Here is a 23,808-nt window from a genome sequence, read left to right as displayed (position 1 = left end):
AATTCCTCACAACGATTTCATGTGAATTCGTCGCGGCCTTTTTCAAAGTATTTAGAGTACATGAAAACAATAAAATAGGAATGGCTAACATGACAAGTCGAATGTTTTTAAAACAGGCGTTAGGTTTAACACTCGCAGCTTTAGTCGCGGGTTGTGGCAGCAGTAGCGACAGCAAAAAGGCGTCAAGCAATGACGATGGAGTGTTAAAGCCCGTAAATGGTTTAGAGGTTCATCAACTCAATGGGCGTTACTATTATATGAAGCCGATTGAAAAGTCGCATAAAGCGTACAAGCTGATGTTGGCTTTTCATGGTTCTGGAGGGACTGCTTACGGTATGGCAAGTTTAACCAAGCTACATGAGCAAAGCGATGATTATATCGTCGTTTATCCCAAATCAAAAAATGAAGAGTGGAATGAAGGCTGTGGTTGTAACAAGGCACATCGTTTAGGTGTAGATGACTTAGGCTTTGTTGATCAGATGATTGCGGAAATAAAAGCCAAATATGATGTCATTGACGGTGAAATTTATGCGACTGGCTTTTCTCAAGGCGGGTTATTTGTACAAAACCTATTATGTAACCGCTCGGGGACGTTTAATGCGATAGTAACGGTTGCAGCACCTATGTCCTACCAATTAGGTGATAGCTGTAATTTTTCGACACCTACAAACTACCGAATTATGCACGGTAAAGCAGACTCAGTATTGCCTTATAATGGCAAAAGTCACGCAAATTTTGGGCTACTCTCGTCACCTCAAGCGATTAAAATTATTGCTAACTTAAATTATGAGGCTGCTTTATCTGTTGATGAAGAAATAGCGGAAGGCGTGACGTTAACTCACTATCCTAATCGCAATATTCAAACGCAGCTAATTAGTGTAGACGGGGCTCATCATAGTTGGAATTTACCACCTGTCCATACCACCGAATCGATAATGACATTTTTTGAATCGACAAGTCGTTATGTGCTGCCCCAAGGTTCTGATCTTATCGCAGTAAACAACGATTATTACCATGTACGGCAATTAAAACAGCACACTGATAAACCAACCGTGGTCATGCTCTCGGGTGCGAATATGCATTTTCATAGTGACAGTGCTTGGTTCGCGTTACTACAGCCTTACTTGGCAGAGAGTTTTAATGTTTGCGTCATTGATAGGCTAGGGCAGGGATTAAGTAGTGTTGATGACGCGCCTTCCATGAATAAATTTGCACAAGACCTCCCTGTACTATTTGAAAAGCTCAATCTCAGTGATGTGCATTTGCTGAGTTACGCAAATAGTAATTCAGTGCAGCTAATTGCGATGCAAAAATCACAGGAATTTAAGCAAAAGATAGCAAGCATGTTGTGGTTAGACCCAGATATTTTGCTGCCACATTCTATTGCTCAGTATCAAGGTTACCCAGTTGATGTTTATCGTCAATACGGACAAGACTTGATTGATCATGTTGCTGCCGGTAATTGGCAAGAAAAAATGGATGGCAAAATAGCTGAAGAACAGGCGCATATTGAAGCTCTGCTTGAAGGGAGTGAGTTTGCAGACTACATGGATTGGCAATATTTCAATCACATCATGCAAACCCGCCACAGTGTTGCAGCTCAACTTACTCGAGTACACGAGATGATGAACTACCATGACGACTTGGAGTTAGTAAGAAACTGGCAGCCAGACAGCAGCATTCCGATTTCAGTGATAGACAGTGAGTTTGAAAAACTAGATATTGCCAATGCAGAGTCTGAGGAAGTGAAAGCCAATCTAATAAAATGGGAGGCTGAGGGGAGAAAATGGTCTCAAGAAGTTGCTGAAACCAGCGGTGGGCAGTATTTACAAATATCATCAACTGAGCACTTGATCCCATTTACCCATCCTGAGCTTATCAAGCAGGCATTGACTGAGCTTGCGAACCAATGACACCTATCCAATTTGCTAGATGAACGCTTGAAGCATTGAGTTAACATATAAAAAAACGCGAGCTTGTCTGCCGCTCGCGTTTAATTTTTAAAAGATTATTTGATATTTAAATCAGTATGTTACCTCATAGTAACAAATTCCTCGGAGCCGGTTGGGTGTATCGCGACTACCGAGTCAAAGTCTGCTTTGGTTGCGCCCATCTTCATTGCGACGGCGAAACCTTGGATCATCTCATCTACTGCAAAGCCGATACCGTGTAAGCCCACTACGGTTTCTTCTGGGCCTGCGCACACTAGCTTCATACGACACGGTTGGCGGTGCTGAGTGACCGCGGTATACATTGCAGCAAAGGTTGAGGTATAGACCTTGATGTTGTCTTTACCGAACTTTTCTTCCGCTTCTGGCTCTGTTAGACCAATGGTGCCAATTGGTGGGTGGCTAAAGACGACGGTAGGGACTAAGTCGTAATCCATTTTTGCGTTTGGCAATTCCGGATTGAATAGGCGCTCGGCTAGCATTCGACCTGCTTTCACGGCAACAGGAGTAAGCTCTATGCCCCCATCCATAATATCACCGAGCGCGTAGATACCTTTGGCTGTGGTGTTTTGCCACTCGTCGACTTTAATATGGCCGCTAGGCGTGGTTTCTACATCTGTCGCAGCGAGGTTGATAAGATCTGTCATAGGTTCACGGCCAATTGCCCAGATCAGTTTGTCTACGGTGTAAGACTCACCATTTTCAAGATGTAAGGTGACTGAGCCATCTTCTTCTTTAGTCACTGACTGTGGCACTGCGTGAGTGTGCAGCGTTGGACCTTCTTTTTCCATTACCTCAGTTAAGGTTTCAACCAAGATAGGATCAAAGTTACGAAGTGGAGCGTGCTTACGAACAAATAGGTGGGTTTCTGTGCCCAAGCTGTGCAATACGCCCGCAAGCTCTACCGCGATATAACCCGCGCCCACAACCGCTACGCGGCGAGGTTGCTCTTTAAGCTCAAAGAAACCGTTTGAATCGATACCATGCTCAGCGCCTGGAATATTAGGGATCGTTGGGCGGCCACCTACGGTAATATTGATATGATCGGCAGTGTAGTGCTCACCATTGACTTCAATGGTGTTGTTATCAACAAACTTAGCAAAGCCATTGATCACGGTGACGCCATTTTTCGCTAGGTAGCCGTTGTAACCTTGGTGAATACGGCCAATGTAGGCTTCGCGGCTTTCTACCAGCTTACCCCAATCGAAGTTCTTTAGTTCAACATCAAAACCATAATCTGGTGCGTATAGTTTAATGGCTTCAGCAACTTGAGCGCCGTGCCACATGGCTTTTTTTGGCACGCAGCCCACGTTTACACAAGTACCGCCTAAGTGCTTTGCTTCTATTAATGCCACCTTGGCACCTCGCATCGCCGCTCGGTTTGCAGATGCGATCCCGCCGCTACCGCCACCGATTGCGATATAGTCAAAATGTTGAGCCATAAAAATTCCTCGCCAATTATTTGTTTTGCTTAAACCCTACTACTTTATATTAAGTAAATAGCAAAAGTGCACAACCGAAGACCGATATTAAGCAAAAATCTGTTCAGATACTTGTAAATGCGGTCATTCACCCTTATTTCAACCTCAATATTAGAATAGAAAATAAAGAGCGTGCCCATGAGTAACCCATTAATCGGGCTAGAAGGATTGCCTCCTTTTTCGAAAATTAAGCCTGAACATATTGTTGAAGCATTAAAATCTGTCATCGCGCACTGTCGTGAAACTATCGACACTGTTTTAGCGCAGTCGAATTATACCTGGGACAACTTTGTACTACCGCTAGAAGAAGCGGACGATAAACTTAGCCGCATGTGGTCGCCGGTATCGCATATGCACTCAGTGGTCAATTCAGAAGCGCTGCGCAAAGCGTATGATGAGTGTTTGCCATTAATCTCTGAATATTCGACTTATTGTGGCCAACATCAAGGACTATATGAAGCTTATAAAGCAGTAAAAGAGTCAGCTGAGTTTGGTAGCTTAACGATTGCTCAGCAAACGTCGGTGGATAATGCACTGCGTGATTTTCAACTTTCTGGCATTGCGCTTGAAGCTGCGAAGCAAAAGCGCTATGGCGAAATTAAAGCCCGACTGTCGGAGCTGTCATCAAAGTTTGGCAACAACGTAATGGATGCCACTCAGGCATGGCAAAAGCATATTACTAATGAGTCAGATTTAACTGGGCTACCGGAATCTGCCTTGGCACTTGCCGCTCATACTGCCGAAGCCAAAGGATTAGAGGGCTGGGTATTTACGCTAGATATTCCTTCTTACCTTCCTGTGATGACTTACGCAGATAGCCAAGCGCTCCGTGAAGAGGCTTATCGTGCGTTTGTAACTCGCGCCTCGGATCAAGGGCCTAATGCTGGCGAGTTTGATAACTCAGCGATTATGCATGAAGCGCTTACGCTAAGACACGAATTGGCTCAGTTACTTGGCTTTTCTAGTTTTGCAGAAAAATCACTGGCAACCAAAATGGCTGAGACGCCAGAGCAAGTATTTACGTTTTTGAATGACCTTGCTGCTAAGTCAAAACCACAAGCCGAGCAAGAAGTGGCTGAACTACGAGACTTTGCGAATAAAGAACACGGTGTAAGTGAGTTAAAACCTTGGGATTACGCATATTATGGCGAAAAGTTAAAACAAGCTAAGTATGCGATTTCTGACGAAGCACTGCGTCCTTACTTCCCTGAGCATAAGGTACTTGCCGGTTTATTTGAAACTGTAAATCGCCTGTTTGGGATCCGTGTGAGTGAAGTCAAAGACATTGATACTTATCATCCAGACGTACGTTTTTTTGCTATTCACGATGATCAAGGTGAGTTGCGTGGTCATTTCTATCTCGACCTATATGCCCGTGAACATAAGCGTGGTGGTGCTTGGATGGATGACTGCATGGGCCGAAAAGTACGCGAAAATGGTGAGTTGCAGACTCCTGTCGCTTATTTAGTGTGTAACTTCAATAAAGCCGTTGGCAATAAACCTGCACTATTTACCCATAATGAAGTAACTACTTTATTCCATGAGTTTGGTCACGGTATTCATCACATGCTAACACAAGTGGATGCCGCGCCAGTTGCTGGTATTAATGGTGTGGCATGGGATGCGGTTGAGCTGCCAAGTCAGTTTTTAGAGAACTGGTGCTATGAAGAAGAAGCGCTGAACTTCATTTCAGGGCACTATGAAACGGGTGAACCGTTACCAAAAGAAATGTTAGACAAGTTACTGGCAGCAAAGAACTTCCAATCAGCCATGCAAATGCTACGTCAGTTGGAGTTTTCGTTGTTTGATTTTCATATTCACGCAGACTTTGAGCCGAATACGGATTGCCAAATTCAAGCAACGCTCAATGCGGTGCGTGAGCGCACAGCAGTTGTTAAAGCTCCCGAATTTAATCGCTTCCAGCATAGTTTTAGCCACATTTTTGCTGGTGGCTATAGCGCAGGCTACTACTCTTATAAGTGGGCAGAAGTGTTGTCTGCGGATGCGTTTTCTAAGTTTGAAGAAGAAGGGATATTTAACCCGCAAACCGGGCGTGAATTTATGCATCACATTCTTGAAAAGGGTGGTTCAGAAGCGCCGATGGTACTGTTTACTCGCTTCCGGGGTCGAGAACCAAAAGTAGATGCGCTATTACGCCACAGCGGGATCGCCGCCTAGTACTTTTTCCATTCTATACGCCTTCTTCTGAAGGCGTTTTTTTTGTCTTAGAAAGTGTGACTTTTTGTTAGCAAATTCAATATCTCTGACTATTCTATAAAGATATGAATTAATAGGGAAAGCCACATGACGAAACTGGTTCTTGCCATTGATGATGACAAACTCGTCCATCACATTGTTGATGAGGCGCTATCGCGTACGTGCAAAATATTACATGCGAAAAATGGCGAGGAAGGCTTACGGTTGGCTAAAAAATATCGTCCGGATATTATTTTGCTTGATGTCGAGATGCCTGGACTGTCGGGCTTTGAGGTATGTGAGCAACTCAAAAAACTAGAGGACACCACTGAGATCCCAGTTATGTTTTTGTCTTCTCGTGCCGATATTTCAGAGCGGATGCGGGGCTACAACGCCGGCGCTGCAGACTACATAGTCAAACCCTTTAACGCCGAAGAATTGCTAGCGCGTATTAATGTTCTTGATGACTATAGAAAAACCTCGTCGCAGCTCAAACAAGACGTACAGCGCGCCCAAACCACAGCTGAAATCGCCATGACCGACTCTGGTGATATGGGCCGTATAATGCGCTACGTTGGGCAATCGTATCACGCGCATGACCTCAATACTTTGAGCACTCATTTTTTAGAGTTTTTTATGCCGATGGAGCTCGATGTTGCGGTGGCTTTTTGGTACCACCAAGACGCGATGTTTTATTCCAGTGAAGGTGCTATTCAACCGATAGAGCAAGAGCTATTTGAGAAACACAAAGATGGCAGTCGCTTTGTTGATTTTGGTCGCAGAACTATCATTAACTATCCTAAAGTCTCTTTACTGATTAAAAACATGCCTGTTGATGATGTTGCGGTTTATGGTCGCTATAAAGATTTGTTTCCGCACATACTGGAAGCCACTGATGCTAAAATCAGAGACATGGAAGTCAGTGAAGATGCGCTCAATAAAGTGGAACATATCGGGCAGGTATTTGCTGAGCTGAGCGATCATTTAAGCGGCGTTGGCGATCATTACAGTGGCAAAGTTGCTGAGTTTCAGACGGTGCTAGAAAGCGACAAGCTTGCAATCTTAGAACCAAGTGAAAGAGAACGGTTGCAAGAACTCTATGAGCACTTCACTTATTTAAGCGATGAGCTAACCATAATTAAGTATAAGTTAGGAGAAGTGACTGAGGTACGCCAGCAGCTTATAGAGAGTTTAAACAAAATAGCGAAACCTTGGGGTGAGGATGAAGTGGCATCGCAAGCAGATATTGAACTGTTTTAAGCCACTGGATAATCAAAGACACTAGAAAGGGAAAGGGGTATACTGCCACGGTTGGTAACCCTTGGGAGCTTAGCTTGTACATTCACACCCCTTTTGAAGAAAACAGATCCTACCTAGATACGCTAACTAAGCTGTTTAATTTATCCGCGCTTAATATTAACGAGGCGGAGTTTCAATTGGTTTATGATGAGCTAGGCTTACAATTATTCAAAAAAGATGAGCCAAAACTCGGTGCTATCCGAGTCGACTTTGTGACTGGCGCAGTAGCTCATCGACGCAAATTTGGTGGTGGTAAAGGGCAAGCAATTGCAAAAGCAGTGGGTTTAAATAAAGGTGCTGTGCCTACGGTATTGGATGCAACTGCGGGACTTGGACGCGATGCCTTTGTGCTTGCGTCTATGGGTTGCAAAGTTGTGCTACACGAGCGTAACCCGGTAGTCGCAGCGCTGCTATATGACGGCTTACAACGCGCTTATCAAGATGCTGAAATTGGCGAATGGGTACAGTCAACTATGCGACTGGAGTTTGGCTCCAGCCATGACTTGTTAGAGCAAGCGGGTTGGCGTCCAGATGTAGTGTATCTTGATCCTATGTTTCCGCATCGTGAAAAGTCAGCGCAAGTGAAAAAAGAAATGCGCGTATTCCAAGATTTAGTTGGTAATGACTTGGATGCAGATGCACTTTTGCCTTTTGCTTTGCAGTTAGCCGCTAAAAGGGTGGTGGTAAAACGTCCAGACTACGCTGGCTTCTTAAATGATAAAACGCCAAGTATGCAAATAAAAACCAAGAAAAACCGCTTTGACGTTTATGTTAATGCCGCAATGAAATAGCACACACTACCTGATTTAATTTTGTGCAGTAGATATCTAGATGGATATACGCAAAAAGTATGGTTTTGTACTATTGTACAGAAAAGGTAACCAGATTTAATCAAGTTGTCATAAATCCTTAATACTCTTGCGGAGCATTTTGATAAAGGGGTTGTGATTCTATGCGCGTGTCTACATTTACTCGGCTATTGGCAATATTATTGACCACTGCGAGTATTCTACTTGGGGCGAGTCTGTTTTGGGCGAGCCAAGTATTAACCGAGCTTGATGTGCAAGACGCCGCTTACAATCAAGTTAAAAATGCGGTGATCATCGAGCTTGAGGGTACAGTAGAAGATTACTTGAGTGCGGGCGACAGTCAGTATTTAAGTAAGGCTGATGAACAAATCAAAGCATTACAGCAAAGTGTAGAGCAGTTGCCACCAGCGCTTGCTGAGCAACTTAAAACTAAACTCACACAACTACAACAAGATATTGCAGGCAAATACCGTGCACTTGGCAAGCTTTCTGGTAATGAACTTGCGTTGTTGGATAATGCGCTCAGACAAATGTCAGGTTCAGCATCGAGTCTCGTTAAGTACGCAATTAAAGCACAAGATAGTGCTGCCAAAGAATCCTACTTTAATCTCGCTTCAGACTATTTTAGCGAAGTATCAAACTTGAGCTTATATACCTACCAATTAGTCATGGCTTACGAACAGCAGACCGAGCAGAGTTTGATGTCGAGCTTAAGCCGTTTGCAGGATATTGCTGCGCGAATAGACCGACTCGAAAACTTAGGGGTAATGAGTGAGGTAGACGAAGACGAGCTATTTTTAGGTGCCGAAGCCGAAGACCTCGCGCTAGAAATAAAAGCGGAGCTTGTGAGCTGGCCTAAACGTTATGCCCGCGACTTGGAAAATACCTTACAGCAGTCCAAACAACGTCAAGCTGGCATGCTGGCACTGCGAGGTGATATTAAAGCAATCTCAGAGAATATCCTGCAAGCAGAAACCAACTTAAAAACTGAGCAGGCTGACGTAAAAACCAATGTATTTATGCTGTTTGGTGTGGCTATTGGGTTACTCGTACTGCTTGCAGGTGGTGTCTACTTTGTGCAGTTCAATCAAGTATTAACTCCGCTAAGACAACTACGCGATGGCTTCGCTCAGCTTATCGAAAGCAATGAATTACGTAATATTGAAAGTAAAAACCAAGACACTGAAATTGGCGAAATTGCGAGTTACTTTAATCAGTTAATTGATAGGCAGCGAGCAGAAGCGGACGAACGCTCAGAAATGCTGAGTGTGATCAATACCTTTATGGAGGAGATGAACACTAACTTGGCGCAGATCTCTGCACAAGCTGGAGACACGTTTGAGCAGGTGGAGCAAAACCAAGCACAGCTTGACTCGCTTAGAGCGCTTGGGGCGGATGCCAATCAAATCAACGCGCAAGTTGCCGACAATGCCAATAACACCTTTGAAGCAATGACACAAAGTGTGTCCTATGCGGATGCTATGTTGAGCGCTTCATCTACCACGCAAAAGCGGGTAGAGCAGGGATTAGAGAGCTTAAATGAATTACTTAATGGTGTTTCAGATGTAAGTAAAGTGATTGATATGATCAGCTCCATCGCAGAACAAACGAACCTACTCGCGCTCAACGCTGCGATTGAGTCGGCGCGCGCAGGTGAACATGGTCGCGGGTTTGCGGTCGTTGCGGACGAAGTACGAAAGCTAGCACAGCAAACACAAGCCTCACTGACTGATATTCACCAGCAATTAAATGTTTTGAGTGATAATTCAAACAAAGTATCGACACAAATCTCGGCTTTGGCAGACGAGGCACAGCAGCAAACAGGCCATGCACAAGAGTTGAAACGCAACTCAGAAGGTGTGGCAGAGAGCGCACAGAGCGCCAACCAAGTTGCCGCCCATGCAATGGATCTTGCCAATCAGCAATCAGACCTACTAGACACCTTTGGCCACGCCATGGACAGCATGAAAGGTCAGGTTAATAGCTCACATGAGCAAGTTCAGCAAATTCAACAAAGCCTTAAAGAGAAAATGCGAGAGATCAGGGGCACTTTAGGTTTGCAGTAATCAGGATTGTGCCGTAGATCGAGATTTATCTCGACAGCATAAGCTGAAAGCTAAAAGCTCGCGAGGTAAACTCGTTCCTACCAGCGAGTATTGTAGGTCGAGATTTATCTCGACTACTGCAAGCTAAAACGTAGCAGCAGCTTCACGCGGCGAGTAGTTAAAAGATCGCGAGGTAAACTCGTTCCTACCAGCGAGTGCTGTAGGTCGAGATTTATCTCGACAGCATAAGCTGAAAACATCGGAGCCGCTTCACGCGGCGAGCAGTTAAAAGAGCATGAGGTAAACTCGCTCCTACCAGCGTGTTTTGTAGGTCGAGATTTATCTCGACAGTATGAGCTGAAACGTCGGAGCCGCTTCACGCGGCGAGCAGTTAAAAGATCGCGAGGTAAACTCGTTCCTACCAGCGTGTTTTGTAGGTCGAGATTTATCTCGACTACTGCAAGCTAAAACGTAGCAGCAGCTTCACGCGGCGAGCAGTTAAAAGATCGCGAGGTAAACTCGTTCCTACCAGCGAGTGCTGTAGGTCGAGATTTATCTCGACAGCATAAGCCAAAACGCAGGAGCCGCTTCACGCGGCGAGTAGTTAAAAGATCGTGAGGTAAACTCGTTCCCAGCAACGAGTTTTGTAGGTCGAGATTTATCTCGACTACTGTAAGCTGAACTCTACAAAATAATTAAAAAAGGCCGCAAATGCAGCCTCTCGTTGGGGAAAGAAGACTCAACCAGAGCCTACTAAATTTTGCTTATGGCTTGTACTGCGCGTCTAACGTTAGGCCAGAAAACGTACGGTAAGCATTAACACTTAGGTGCCATGTACCCGCTTGCGGATTAGTGATTACACAAGTCTCGGTATTACCATTTTCATATGGACGACAGTCATAGCTGCTTGCTGTAGGCTGAGAGCCAAACTTAACGAATAAGTCAGCGTCACCTGAGCCACCAAATGTTTTCACGGTGAAGTCGCTCATACCCTCAGGCACTTCGATTGTGTAGTGAACCCACTGGCCACTTGAAGCTGAAATATCTTCAACGGTACCGCCACCCGCTTGAGGGCCACCTGTGCTAGAACCTGAAGTTGCCGCAACTAAACTTACGCCTGAATAAGCTTTATAGCCGTTAATCATTACATGGTATGTACCAGCTTGAGGTGCGTCAAAGCTACAAACTTCGGCATTACCACCTTCATAAGGACGACAATCATAGCTGCTTGAAGTTGGTTGACTGCCAAGTTTTACATAAAGGTCAGCATCACCAGTACCACCGCTCATGGTGAAAGTAACATTGGTTTTACCTGCAGGCACGTCGAAAGTGAAGAACTGATCACTACCAGCTGCACCACTTAAGCCTGTTTTCGCTATACCATCTTCGAGCGCATTACCTGTAGGAGGTGTAACAACATCGCCTAGTGCTGCGTTGACAGCTGCTGAAGCATCAACTAAACCGGTACCACAATTTGAACAGCTACCAGCGAAACTGCGAGTCGTATTTTTTAAGATTGACTCTACTTCATCAGGTGTCGCTGATGGTTTAGCTTGCTTGATAAGCGCAGCAATACCTGCAACATGAGGTGCTGCCATCGATGTACCTTGTGAGTAGTGGTAAGTATCATTCGAAGGTGAACCAGAACCTGAGTTGTGAGTAGATAGGATACCTTCAGGGTCATTCGCAAAACTTTGCGCGCCACCTGGAGCTGCAACATCAATGTTTGCGCCATAGTTTGAGTAATAAGCACGGCTACCATCACGACCCACAGATGCTACGTTTACCACGCCATTACAGTTACCAGGGTTGTAGTTTGCTGAGTTATCGTTGTCGTTACCTGCCGCAATAACAATGACTGTACCGTTGTTACGTGCTTGGTTAATTGCGTTTTGCGTCGTCGAGCTACATGCACCCGAGCCACCTAAACTCATATTAATAACATCGGCAGGGTTAGCATTTGCTGGAATGCCTGATACTGAGCCACCTGACGCCCAGATAATACCATCAGCGATGTCAGAAGTTAAACCACCACATTTACCAAGAACACGTACTGGTACTACTTTAGCGTCATACGCAACACCGGCAACACCTTCACCGTTGTTTGATACTGCTGCAACGGTGCCTGCTACATGCGTACCATGCCAGCTTGAACCTTGTGCACCGTGAGTATAGCCACACTCATTTGCTGAAATTGCATCACCAGGATCTCGAGCATCGCTATCGCGACCGCCACCGTCATTCGCGACAAAAGTATCAGAAATCATATCGTAGCCAGGTAAAATATTCGCATTCAAATCTAGGTGCGGACGATAACCTGTATCGAGTACAGCAACAACAACGCCCTGACCTGTTGCTTTATCCCATGCAGCAGGTGCATTAATACCAGCGGCAGCCTCGTAGTAATGCCATTGGTCGCTATAACGAGGGTCATTTGGTGTTGCGAATGGTTTTAACATCTGGTCGATTTCAATGTATTCAACATTACCTGACGCTACTACTTCTTCCATAAACGCTTGCGCTTCTTTTGCAGAAAGCTTTTTGTCAGCACGCATAACGTGGTGATTGTTTAGTGCCATCGAACGTACGTATTGAGCACGGGCACTTGCTTTGCTGCTCTTAAAGCCTTTTACGAAGCTTTCTGCGCGCTGTTGCATTTTACCAGGCGCAAGGTCAGCGGCTGAAAGCCCCATCATTTGTGAACTTGCATCCTTATATTTGATAATAAATTGAGTACCAAGTGTGTTTTGAGATGAAAGTTTTTGTGCTGTTGCTGCAAGTGCTGCATCTTGGCCGATTGATTGTGCTGGTGCGGCTGTAACTGCTGTTGCAGTGAATAATGCGCTCACTGCGACGCTTAGTGCAGCACGCTTAAAGTTTTTATTGATTGTCATAATGTTTCCCTAGTTTCTAACTTGTTGTTCAGCTGTTAATAAAAAGCTGATGGTCAGTGAAAGTAAACTCCTAGTTAAAAAAAAGAAAGCGCTGTTTTGTTATTTGCACTAATTTTTTAGTTATATGTGGACGGATAAATGGCTATAAAAAATTCTTACTGTATTGTTTTTAATCGATATTTTTCATTTTTGTGAGAGGGTGAATAAATTTCAGTTACATTGTAAATGACTGTAAACAAAATAGTGTTTTTAACTTTGTGAAGCATTTGTAGCCAATAGAGTGGAGACTTTCTTAGTATTAAAGGTTGGTTTTTTTTGTTGTTCTAGTTGTATTTTCTTATTTTTGAGGGTTTAAGAAATGATAGCGCTGACATAATGTTTACAAGTGTTTAAAAGGTATGCGAGTGGCTATTGATATTCGCAGCTGTGATTGGATAAAGAATCTAGGTATAATTTTCGCTTGGTCGCGATTTTGCCGTTAAAAGCTAAACTGTTGGCAAAGCGGTAAGTGTAGAAATCTTAGATAAAAAGTTGAGTGAGTTTATGCAACAAATAGAGGTAGTCGTTATCGGCGCAGGCGCTGCAGGATTGATGTGTGCTGCACAGGCTGGATACCGAGGGCGACAAGTTGCAGTGGTTGATATGGGAAAAAAGCCTGGTCGTAAAATTTTGATCAGTGGCGGTGGCCGCTGTAATTTTACCAACGAAAATGCTTCACCTGCTAACTATCTATGTAAAAATCCACACTTTGTAAAGTCGTGTTTGAGCCGCTATACCCAGCATGATTTTATTGAACTGGTAGACCGCCACGGTCTTGCATACCACCACAAAACACTTGGGCAGTTGTTTTGTGACAATAGCGCGCAAGACATTGTGGATATTCTTCTTACAGAATGTGACTGGGCGGGCGTGTCACTTCACTTACGTCAAGAAGTCCTTGCGGTTGAACACCAAGCTGATGGTCGCTACTTAGTCAAAACCACGACTCAAACCTTTAACTGCGAGTCAGTGGTGATCGCCGCTGGTGGCCTAACCATGCCAAAACTTGGCGCAACGCCAATCGGCTACAAAATAGCGGAGCAATTTGGTTTAACGGTGTTACCAACCACGGCAGCGCTTGTACCATTTACACTCCATGATCACGACAAAGCACGCTTTGATGGTTTGTCTGGTATTAGCGTAGATAGCCTAGTGACCAGCGCAAGCGGTATCCAATTTAGAGAAAATATTCTCTTTACTCACAGAGGCTTATCTGGCCCTGCAATTTTGCAGATCAGCTCATTTTGGAAAGCAGGCGAGTTTGTTAGCATCAATTTACTACCTGACTTAGATGTGCAAGCACAACTCCATGATTGGCGCAGTGAGCAAGGGCAAAAGAGCCTCAAGAACTTGCTTTCGACCATTTTACCAAAGCGCTTTATTGAAGCCCTAATCAGCGACGGTAGCATCCCAGATAAAAACGCCAACCAACTCAGCCACACTGAGATTGAAAAGCTCACTGAAACTCTCACCAGCTGGAAAATAAAACCAAATGGTACAGAGGGTTATCGCACCGCAGAGGTTACGTTAGGCGGTGTAGATACCGACGAACTAAGTTCAAAAACCTTCGAAGCTAAAAAACAAAAAGGCCTGTACTTTATCGGCGAAGTAACCGATGTCACTGGATGGCTCGGGGGCTATAACTTCCAATATGCATGGAGCTCCGGCTGGGCATGCGGACAGGTTTGTTAGCCCAAATAACGCTCAAAAGCGGCTATAGATTGATATTAATTGTAGCTTATCAAAAGAAAGGTTTTACCAATTAAAAAGGACACTAAGTATGGCACTTAGTGTCCTTTTGATTGTTAGCCAGTTATCACGTCATACTGACTTTGCCTACTAACGGTGCTTCAGGATAGGTTTCAATAGTTTCGGCTTCGCCACGGTGATCGCTGGCTAGCTTTTCATAAAGCAGCGGTAAGACAATCAAAGTGAAGAAAGTACCAATGAGCATGCCTGCGACTAAGATAATACCTATACTGTTGCGCGCTTCTGCGCCTGCGCCAGTTACTAAGACCAACGGGAAGTGACCAAGCACGGTTGCACCTGTAGTCATCAGTATAGGTCTTAGACGTGTGGCCGCTGCCCCTTTTACCGCCTCAAATTTCGATTTACCTTCAAGTTGTAAATGGTTCGCAAATTCAACAATCAAGATGCCATTTTTGGCGATTAAACCGATGAGCGTAATTAGGCCGATTTGACTGTAAATATTGACTGTTGTGAGTGATAAAAACGGTAGCATCAATGCACCTGCGAGTGCCAGCGGTGCGCAGCCGAGTAGTACCACGAGCGGATCTCTAAAGCTGTTGAACTGGATCGTCAGTAAGAAAAACACCACTATCATGGCAAACAAAAGTACGCCAACCATGGTATTGCCTTCTTTTCTTAGCTGTCTTGATTCGCCAGCGTAGTCAATTGAGTAGTGACTAGGTAAAACGTCTGCTGCAATTTCCTCTACCTGTGTGAGCGCTTGCTCTTTGGTAATGTGTGGTAGTGTGCCTGCCAATATTCTAAACGAGTTTTGCTGGTTGAATGAGCCTAGCACTCTAGGGCTTGTAAAGGTGCGCAAGGTAGCAAACGCTGAAATCGGAATAAGATCGCCAGCATCGGTTCTTACTTGCATATTAAGAATGTTCTCAGGATTGTACCTTTCGCCATCGCCCACAATGGGAATGACGCGGTAGGCTTTACCTTCTTTGTTGAAGTAGTTGGCAAAATTATTCGACATATAAATACTAAGTTGCTCGTTTACCGACGACAAACTGAGACCTAAGTCAGCAACCAGCTCTCGGTCGATTTCAAGCTCGGCTTGCGGCAGGTCGATTTTTAGGTCGGTATTGACGAACATAAAGCTGCCACTGGCGGTAGCGCGTTGAATAATCTCATCAGCGTACTGCTTCATCGCAGTTGGGTCGTCACTGGCACGGAATACTACTTCAACATCAAACTGTCCTGCGGTAGGAAGCGATGCTGGTAGAATAGGAAATAAACTTAGTCCAGTCACGCTGCCTAACCGGCCGTATAGATCGTATAGTAAGTCGTGTACTGAATTTTCTCGCTCATCAAATGGTGCAAGCTCTACACCACCAAAACCTGCTGCCGCCGTAATAATCTGCCAAGTAAACTCAGCGCCTTCAGTGGCGTTCATGACTTCGGCTGTGTCATTCATTTTCGCTGAAGTATAAGCTTGAGAAGACTCAGGTGGTGCTTCCACTACGACTTGGATACTGCTTTGATCTTCGATGGGCGCTAGCTCTTTTTGTGATAACAGGTAAAACGGCACCGACAATAAAGAGAACACGATAGCGACAAAAAAGACCTGTGGACGCCACTTAAACAAGGTATCGAGTGCTCGAAAGTAGAACGCTTGTAATCGATCAAAATAGCCATTGACCTTTTGCGTTAATTTACCTTCTTTACCGCCTTCGGGATTAACGTAAGCACTCATGATGGGCGATAAGGTAATAGCAACCAGTCCAGAAATTAATACCGCAATGGCTAGGGTGAACGCGAATTCTCTGAATAAGAACCCCGTTAAACCTGTTAAAAATCCGATTGGCGCGTAGACCGCAGCAAGGGTCAGCGTCATGGCAATTATTGGGACGAGTAATTGACGTGAACTGATAAGCGCGGCTTGTAATCTGGGTTTGCCTTCGCGCATATGACGTGCAACGTTTTCAACCACCACGATGGCATCATCCACCACTAAACCAACAGAAAGCACGATAGCCAAAATGGTCAGTAGGTTGAGTGAAAAGCCCATTGCTGAGATCACCGCGATTGCGCCTAAAATAGAGATAGGAATAGTCACCAGCGGCACCATGGCGGTTCTAAACGAGCCCATCATCGCGAGTACAACAATCCCCACAAGTAGGACGGTTTCCCCAAGCGTGGTGAAGATTTCTTTTATGGAATCACGCATATAAAGCGTGCCATCGTAGCCAATTCTTAGATGCATGCCGTCGGGTAAGATGGTATTAATCTCATCAATCTTTTTATACAGCGCATCACCAATATCGATTTCATTGGCACCCGGTAATGCCCACACCGCTAAGAATACCGTATCGTGGTCATCAAGGCGTGCGGTTACCATGCCTTCGGCTTCACCGAGTTCTACCGTGGCGATGTTACCAAGCTTGAGTTGCGTGCCATCAATTTCTTTTACCACTAGGTTGTTAAAATCAGCTACCGTTTTTAACGAGGTATTGGCCATCAGGTCGATGCGTTGTCTGTTATTTTCACTGTAACCTAAGGTGGCAATGGTGTTGTTTGCTTGTAGCGCGGTAAATACATCGCTGGCACTTACGCCATAGATAGCGAGTTTTTCGGTATCGAGCCAAATTCGCATAGCGGGATCGCGGCCACCTTCCAGCGTCACTTTTTGGACACCGGGAATATCAGACATAGAAGGGACAACATTACGGATCAAATAATCACTCACGTTATTACGTGGCAGACCTTGAGATTCTACATCGAGATAGAATACCGCATATGGGCTGTCGGCACGTACGATTTGAATGGCTGGATCTTCCGCTCCGCTGGGTAACTCAAATTTAATCTGGTTTAATCGGGTAGTCAGCTCAGCCAAGGCGTCGGTGGTACTGTGATTAAGTTCAAGCCAAGCGGTAACTTTGCTAAGTCCCGAGGTAGTTATCGAGTCTACATAGTCGACACCCGGAACGGTAGAGGCCACTCGCTCGATAGGCTCAGTAACATAGCCTTTTACGACGTCTGCGGCAGCGCCCGTATAGACAGTGTTGATCACCAGTGAGGCACTTTCTATTTTTGGATATTGCTGCACCGATATATCTCGGGCGGCATTAAAACCCGCTAGTACAATAAGCAATGACACCACGATCGCCAGTACCGGCCGGTTAACAAAAATATCCATGATAGACGGCTTATTTTCGTGTAATGCGCTCATTACTGGCCTCCGTTATTGCCATCAACAGCGGCAACCTGATCGGTATAAACCAGTAAGTTTTCTTGTAGCTTAAATGCGCCTTCAGCAGCAATAAATTCACCACCGCTAAGGCCTGATAGCACAAGTTGCTGATCGTTGACCTTATCGCCTAATGTGATTTTTACCGGTTTTGCCCGCCAATTTTGGCTGTCGTCCTTTTCAAGTACATAAACAAATTCCCCAAAGTGATTACGAGTAATCGCATTGGTTGGCACTACTGCGGCGCTCACGACCTCGGTTGGTACATTGACTAACACCATTTGGTTGTGGCTGAGTGTGCCATCGCTGTTTTGTAGCTCAGCACGATAACTTTGTTGACGCGATGCGACATCGACCATTGGCATTTTGGCTGATACGCGAGCAGGCTTTTGGCCGCTGGTATTAGAAATTGCTACGTTAACGTCTTCGCCTAAGTCAGGTTGTGGTAAGGTTTGTGGAATTTTGAAATCCACCCAAATGCTGTCGTCTAACCCAACCAGGAAAGTGATTTCGCTATTGGCATCAAGTAATTGACCAACCTGATATTGCTCTAACCCCGTTTGACCCGGGTAAGGTGCTCGGATGGTTTTTTTCTCGATTAATGTGGTTAGTCGTTTTACGTCTGCCTGATTAATTGCAACTTCAGCCTCGGCTTTGTCTACCTCATCTGGGCTGATCCGTTTTTGTTCTAGTAATTTGGCAACCCGTTGATAGGTTGATTTAGCAAGCTTTACTCGAGCTTTAGCCGCTAATAGATTCGCCTCATCAATGCTGCTATCTAAGCGCAGTAATACTTGGTTTGCTGCTACTTGCTCACCGGGCTGAAAACCGACGTAAGTGATAAGACCGGGATACTCGTTACTAATGGTAACGGTGCGCTTGGCATGGAGCTGACCTACAACCTTAACCGATTTAATATGCTCAGTGGTTGATACATACGTGCTTTTTACCGAAGCCGAGGGCTCTGGGAAAGATTCCCCAAAGGCGATTGCCGCTTGGATTTGTGTAAACTTCACAAATCCAAGGCTGGTAATAACGATGAGAATGATGACAACGGCCATAAGCCAACGTTTGATGTTCATTGTGATTTCCTTAAGTTAACGAAGCTCGAGCGCTTGCAATTCTTTCTCTATGCGTACCAGCGAATCTTGAGTGATAGGCTGTTGCCATGGATAACTGTTAAGTAATCGCACGGTACTGCGAATAACAGGGTCATTAAGCTCAAGTGGTGCGAGCAATGAAGCCGTGCCCTCAACAATTTGCTTAGTTTGTTGCAAGCGCAGTACTTGCTCATATCCTACGGTAAGCGCCCATCCGGTGATGATGATTTCTTCCACCATGTCGTGTAGATCTGGTGTAGCTTGCAACTCACCTGCTTCAATGCCATCAATCAGCGCTTGTTTAAACACGTTTTCACAGCCACCACAGGATTCGATAATTTTATTAGTCCAAAACTCAGAAGCCCTTTTAATCACTGCCTCATTGGTAGAGTAGGACTGCAATTCATAATCAAAAGAGAAGCGTTTTAGTTTTTGTGGCGAGATAAGACACACTGCGAGCATGCGTTCTGGCGTGCTAAGTGGTAAGGATAACACTTGCTTAAAAACACTGGATGTATGGGTAAAAGACTCATAGGCCAGCGCCATTACTAGGTCTTCTTTGGTCTGCACAAATTTATAGATTGAGCCCATAGACAACCCTGCAAGCAAAGAGACTTTTGCCATTGTAAAGTCAGTGACTGAAGACTCATTAATGCATTGTTCCGCAGCGTTTAAAATCATGCGTTGCTGGGTTTCTTTATCATATTTAGGTGCCGGTGCCATCGTTTCTCCTTAGAGGTTGAACCTTATTCGAATGATATTCGAATAAGGTTCAATTATAGAGAGCATTTTTAAAAGTGCAATAAGTAAACAGAATTTTGTTTTCAAAATAGGAATTTTGTGTATAGATTGGTTCTGAAGGAAGGCTCAGCACGGCGCGTCATTGTTATAGCGACGTGCTAATAGTTTAGTGGTTTAAAATCCAGCTTTTAACGGGCTTTAACCACTCGTCTCTCGGGAGATAAAAAGCGCCGTGTTCCTTACCGGTTGAAATCGAAATCTCTGAAAAGCTTTTGAGGTTTGCAGAGCGTGCTTTCACAAAATCGCAAGAACCCACTTGATCTGAGGTTTCGTAAACGGACAACACCTTGCCATAGAGTTGAATCTCGGTTTTACTTTTGATAAGTCCAGCGCAGCCTGCTAGTACCACGTAGTGAATGGCATCATTTTTTAATGCATCACTTGCCATTATCGTTAACGCGCCACCGCGAGAAAACCCCACGAGCGTAATGTTGCTAGCACTGACGCCCGCGTCCAGTAATTTGTGAACCTTGCTAACCAAGGTTTTTGTATACGCGTCTGGTGCGACGCCTTTAGGGCGGTGCTCAGCAATTAGCGTATAGGCATCATCACTTAAAGCTTGTTTGATGGCTGGAAAGTCATATTTCCCCCAGCGCTTATGAATAGGCGTTTCATTATCACCTTCAACGATATAGCCATGAGAGTAAAAAACATATTTGGCAGATGGATTAATCTGCTCAGGTATATCTGGGAAAACTGCTTTTGCAGAGGCGATTGATGCCACGCAAGCGGCAAAGGAGGCGCATACAGCGCGTAGTAAAGGATTCATTTTTGAGTCTTTTTAGTTGATGTAGCGAGATGGTAGCCAAGCTTTGATAAAAGAAGCAAGCGTAGTGCGACCATCGTTGGGTATTGAGGTGAAGGCCAAATAAAGTATGCAGATATTTCTATAGTAGGTACACTAACTAGCGAAACAGGTAATAGGGTAAATCGAATGAGTAGATTACAGTTTTTGAAAGTAAATAGTGATGTAGCAGATGACATGCTCAAGTTAAAAGTGCGTGACTCACAACAACATCTAATTGCATCAAACGCCGAGTGGATCATTGAGGATAGCTTTAATGAAGATAGCGTGTGTTTTGGTATGTACGATGATGACTTGCCTGTTGGTATGATTGCGCTTATTGATCCTCGCTTGGTTGGGGATGACAATGGGCACTTTCAGGCACAACACTTATACATATGGCGTTTGATGATTGATGAAGCGTCACAATCTAAAGGCTATGGTAAAGCCGCGATGTGTTTTGCCAAACAGTATGCTGAGTTAATAGGGTTAGTTGGTTTGTCGCTTACAACCATGGATACAGAGGCCGAAAACGCGTTGAACTTTTATCAAGCATTAGGTTTTACTCCGACAGGAAGAAGGCTTGATGGTGAAATTGAGCTCATCTACACACAGTAATAATTACGCTTCAGGCTTACGCCATTGCCAGCTCGCTCTTATCACCCATCCAGCGCCAGATAATCGGGTCAACAATATCGCTGTGGTTTTTTAGCACGGTAAAAGCGAGGCTTCTCACTTGCGGTAATAAATGTTTATCACGGCTAAGATCGGCAATTTTTAGCTCTGCCAATCCAGTTTGTTTTGTACCAAGCACTTCACCCGGGCCGCGGATCTCAAGGTCGCGCTCGGCGATGACAAAGCCGTCGTTACTTTCTCTAAGCACTCCTAAACGCTTTTGCGCAGTGACCGACAGTGGCGCATGGTAAAGTAGTAAGCAATGTGATGCGATTTGTCCGCGACCAACACGGCCGCGCAATTGGTGAAGTTGTGCAAGGCCCAAGCGCTCAGGGTTTTCAATGATGATAAGGCTAGCGTTGGGTACATCCACGCCAACTTCAATCACGGTTGTGGCAACCAGCACATGGGTATGACCTTGTTTAAATTCGTCCATGATGGTCTGCTTTTCTTGGGCTTTCATGCGACCATGTACCAGCGCAATATTAAGTTCTGGCAAGGCTTCGGCAAGTGCTTTGGCGGTGTCTTCTGCGGCCTGGCATTGTAACGCCTCCGACTCATCTATCAGCGTACATACCCAGTAAACTTGACGCTTATCTTCAACACAGGCCTTTTGTACTTTTTTGATCACTTCATTGCGTCTGGTGTCTGGCACGGCGACGGTTGTGATTGGTGTTCTGCCCGGTGGTAGTTCGTCGATAATTGAGGTTTCAAGATCTGCATAGGCCGTCATTGCCAAGGTTCTCGGGATTGGGGTTGCAGTCATCACCAGCTGATGCGGATAGCAATCGCCAAACTTTCCCTTTTCTCTCAGCGCTAGGCGCTGATGCACACCAAAACGATGTTGTTCGTCGATGATGATAAGCGCAAGGTTAGAAAACTGTACTTGCTCTTGGAATAACGCATGGGTGCCGACCACCATCTGTGCTTGCCCTGAAGCAATACGCTCAAGAGCATGAGTGCGTTCCTTACCTTTGGTTTTACCACCCAGCCATACGGTTTCTATGCCCATAGGTTCAAACCAATTAAGGAAGTTGATGCCGTGTTGTTCGGATAGGATCTCAGTGGGTGCCATCAGTGCTACTTGGTAACCCTGTGCGATAGCCGTTAACGCGCTAAGCGCTGCCACAAGCGTTTTTCCTGAGCCAACATCCCCTTGCACCAATCGCATCATGGGATAGGGATGTTGTAAATCGCCTTTGATCTCTGCCACTACTCGGCTTTGGGCATTGGTGGGGGCAAATGGCAAGGCCGACAAAAACTGGGCTTCAAGTGGATTGGTGGGCGGTAGTGCAACCGCTTTTACCGCTTGGCCTTTTTGCCTAAGCTTAAGCAAGCTGAGGTTTTGCGCCAATAACTCTTCAAACGCCAATCGTGCTTGCGCGGGGTGTTGCCCAAGCTCTAATTGCGCTAAATCCACTTCCTGTGGTGGGCGGTGGAGTAATAACAGCGCTTCTTTTACACTTTGCTGCGATGGCCGATATTGAGCTGGCAAATAGTCTGGTACATCATACTTGCGCAGTAACTCAACGGCTTGATCGGCAATTGCCCGAATGCTCAGTTGCTTTAATCCTTCGGTGGTAGGATAAACTGGGGTAAGCGTCGCAAGACTCGGATCGCTCGGTGCAGAGCGCGTCTCTTTGATGCTGTATTCTGGATGCGCCATTTCAAAGCCATAATGACCGCGGCGAACCTCACCAAAACAGCGGATCACTTTGCCCGCTTGCATGGCATTTTTTTGTGCCGCATTAAAGTTGAAAAAGCGCAGCGCGATCCGCCCCGTCCCATCATTAACATAACACACCAACATGCGGCGTTTGCCTTGCGTGATTTCGCTGCGTTCAATCTCGGCTTCAATACTGACATGGCTATGCGCTTGCAGCTCGCAGATAGGATAGGTGCGTGCACGGTCTTCATAGCGTAGCGGAAGGTGAAATAACATGTCTTGCACCGATTGAATGCCAAGTTTGGCCAAACGCTCGGCCGCTTTTGGGCCTACGCCTTTTAATTCGGTGATTGGATAAGTGGCCAAATTTGGTGTCGACATGCTAATCCTCTAGCGCGATCCGCGTTATTTATTTCTTCTGCGTAAACTTAAGAATGTCCCAAAAAGCCTCATCTGCAACGATTTCACCGTGCTCATCAAGTGCCGGGTAAGGTAGCCCTTTTTCGCGACAGCGGGTTGCAATGATTGGATGACATCCTTCAAATAGTAACTTATGTTTTACCACAGGATCCATCATATCTGTACGTTTGTACAGTCCTGCTGCATCTCTTTGGCGCTGCGCTTCGTATAAAATAAGCGCTGCAGCAACAGACACATTGAGTGATTGCACCATACCTTGCATTGGGATCACGATGTGCTGATCCGCATGCTCAAGTGCGCGCTCTGAGATCCCTAAACGCTCTTGCCCGACAATAATAGCGGTAGGTTTGGTGTAATCAATTTCACGAAAATCAACGGCGCTATCGCTAAGATTTGTAGCTAATAATTGTACACCTGGGTTTTGTTCACGAATTGTCGCAACAGCTTGGTCGATATGCTCATGCATATGGGTTTCAACCCAATTTTTGCTGCCGCCAGAGGTATTGTTTGTTAACCGTCTTTGATCTTGTGGCCATACTGCGTGTACATGGTGACAGCCAACCGCGTCTGCGGTGCGCACAATCGCTGACAGATTATGGTGCTTATGTACTTCATCTAGGCATACTGTGAGGTCGGTTTGGCGTCTATCTAATACGCTTTTTACACGATGGAATCTATTCTCAGCCATCTACTTACTACTCTAATCAA

Annotated in this window: 15 protein-coding genes; 7 read left to right on the top strand and 8 right to left on the bottom strand. The window is 45.2% G+C overall.

What is annotated here, in order from left to right; genetic code table 11:
* Window positions 1-89 precede the first annotated feature (89 nt).
* The gene (locus EXT48_RS16225; RefSeq protein ID WP_130165044.1) at window positions 90-1,913 is read left to right on the top strand and encodes an alpha/beta hydrolase; all 1,824 of its coding nucleotides are present in this window, start codon (window positions 90-92) and stop codon (window positions 1,911-1,913) included.
* 119 nt (window positions 1,914-2,032) lie between these two features.
* Here EXT48_RS16225 and gorA read toward each other — a convergent pair whose 3' ends face one another.
* Entirely contained in the window at window positions 2,033-3,391 is a 1,359-nt protein-coding gene (gene gorA / locus EXT48_RS16220) for a glutathione-disulfide reductase (protein WP_130165043.1), read from the bottom strand.
* A 177-nt stretch (window positions 3,392-3,568) separates the two neighbouring features.
* Between gorA and prlC the strand changes: the two genes are divergently transcribed.
* From prlC to EXT48_RS16200, 4 genes are all read left to right on the top strand, one after another.
* Window positions 3,569-5,608, top strand: coding sequence for an oligopeptidase A (gene prlC / locus EXT48_RS16215; RefSeq protein ID WP_130165042.1), 2,040 nt, complete (start codon window positions 3,569-3,571; stop codon window positions 5,606-5,608).
* Between the two features lie 126 nt (window positions 5,609-5,734).
* Window positions 5,735-6,886, top strand: coding sequence for a PleD family two-component system response regulator (locus EXT48_RS16210; protein ID WP_130165041.1), 1,152 nt, complete (start codon window positions 5,735-5,737; stop codon window positions 6,884-6,886).
* Window positions 6,887-7,017: 131 nt separating this feature from the next.
* Window positions 7,018-7,716, top strand: a complete 699-nt coding sequence (locus tag EXT48_RS16205; protein WP_239652605.1) for a class I SAM-dependent methyltransferase — start codon at window positions 7,018-7,020, stop codon at window positions 7,714-7,716.
* Window positions 7,717-7,877: 161 nt separating this feature from the next.
* Window positions 7,878-9,800: a methyl-accepting chemotaxis protein gene (locus tag EXT48_RS16200; protein ID WP_039492851.1), complete on the top strand. Its 1,923-nt coding sequence runs from the start codon at window positions 7,878-7,880 to the stop codon at window positions 9,798-9,800.
* Between the two features lie 743 nt (window positions 9,801-10,543).
* Here the strand turns inward: EXT48_RS16200 and EXT48_RS16195 are convergent.
* On the bottom strand, window positions 10,544-12,673 hold the full coding sequence (locus tag EXT48_RS16195; RefSeq protein ID WP_130165040.1) for a S8 family peptidase: 2,130 nt from the start codon (window positions 12,671-12,673) through the stop codon (window positions 10,544-10,546).
* 543 nt (window positions 12,674-13,216) lie between these two features.
* Here EXT48_RS16195 and EXT48_RS16190 point away from each other — a divergent pair.
* Window positions 13,217-14,404 (top strand): NAD(P)/FAD-dependent oxidoreductase, encoded by a 1,188-nt coding sequence (locus tag EXT48_RS16190; RefSeq protein WP_130165039.1) that lies wholly within the window; start codon window positions 13,217-13,219, stop codon window positions 14,402-14,404.
* A gap of 124 nt (window positions 14,405-14,528) precedes the next feature.
* On the opposite strand, the gene EXT48_RS16185 is transcribed toward EXT48_RS16190, so the two are convergent.
* The 4 genes from EXT48_RS16185 to EXT48_RS16170 form a co-directional block, all read right to left on the bottom strand.
* Window positions 14,529-17,636, bottom strand: coding sequence for an efflux RND transporter permease subunit (locus EXT48_RS16185; protein ID WP_130165038.1), 3,108 nt, complete (start codon window positions 17,634-17,636; stop codon window positions 14,529-14,531).
* Window positions 17,636-18,736 carry an efflux RND transporter periplasmic adaptor subunit gene (locus tag EXT48_RS16180; RefSeq protein ID WP_130165037.1) on the bottom strand — a complete coding sequence of 367 codons (1,101 nt, stop codon included), beginning with the start codon at window positions 18,734-18,736 and terminating at the stop codon, window positions 17,636-17,638. Before EXT48_RS16180 ends, EXT48_RS16185 begins: the two co-directional genes overlap by 1 nt.
* A gap of 15 nt (window positions 18,737-18,751) precedes the next feature.
* Complete coding sequence (locus EXT48_RS16175) at window positions 18,752-19,477, bottom strand: TetR/AcrR family transcriptional regulator (RefSeq protein ID WP_130165036.1); 726 nt, start codon at window positions 19,475-19,477, stop codon at window positions 18,752-18,754.
* Window positions 19,478-19,661: 184 nt separating this feature from the next.
* A complete protein-coding gene (locus EXT48_RS16170) occupies window positions 19,662-20,324 on the bottom strand; it encodes an alpha/beta hydrolase (protein ID WP_045988002.1) in 663 nt (220 codons plus the stop codon).
* 165 nt (window positions 20,325-20,489) lie between these two features.
* On the opposite strand from EXT48_RS16170, the gene EXT48_RS16165 reads away from it, so the two are divergent.
* Window positions 20,490-20,957: an N-acetyltransferase gene (locus EXT48_RS16165; protein ID WP_130165035.1), complete on the top strand. Its 468-nt coding sequence runs from the start codon at window positions 20,490-20,492 to the stop codon at window positions 20,955-20,957.
* Between the two features lie 16 nt (window positions 20,958-20,973).
* Here EXT48_RS16165 and recG read toward each other — a convergent pair whose 3' ends face one another.
* Together recG and trmH are read right to left on the bottom strand one after the other, a co-directional pair.
* Window positions 20,974-23,061 (bottom strand): ATP-dependent DNA helicase RecG, encoded by a 2,088-nt coding sequence (recG, locus tag EXT48_RS16160; protein ID WP_130165034.1) that lies wholly within the window; start codon window positions 23,059-23,061, stop codon window positions 20,974-20,976.
* Between the two features lie 28 nt (window positions 23,062-23,089).
* Window positions 23,090-23,788 (bottom strand): tRNA (guanosine(18)-2'-O)-methyltransferase TrmH, encoded by a 699-nt coding sequence (gene trmH / locus EXT48_RS16155; RefSeq protein ID WP_069020577.1) that lies wholly within the window; start codon window positions 23,786-23,788, stop codon window positions 23,090-23,092.
* Window positions 23,789-23,808 lie beyond the last annotated feature (20 nt).

The sequence above is a fragment of the Pseudoalteromonas sp. CO348 genome, from assembly GCF_004208845.1.
GTDB classification, from domain to species: Bacteria; Pseudomonadota; Gammaproteobacteria; order Enterobacterales; family Alteromonadaceae; genus Pseudoalteromonas; species Pseudoalteromonas maricaloris.
This window is presented reverse-complemented; position numbering and strand designations above follow the sequence as displayed.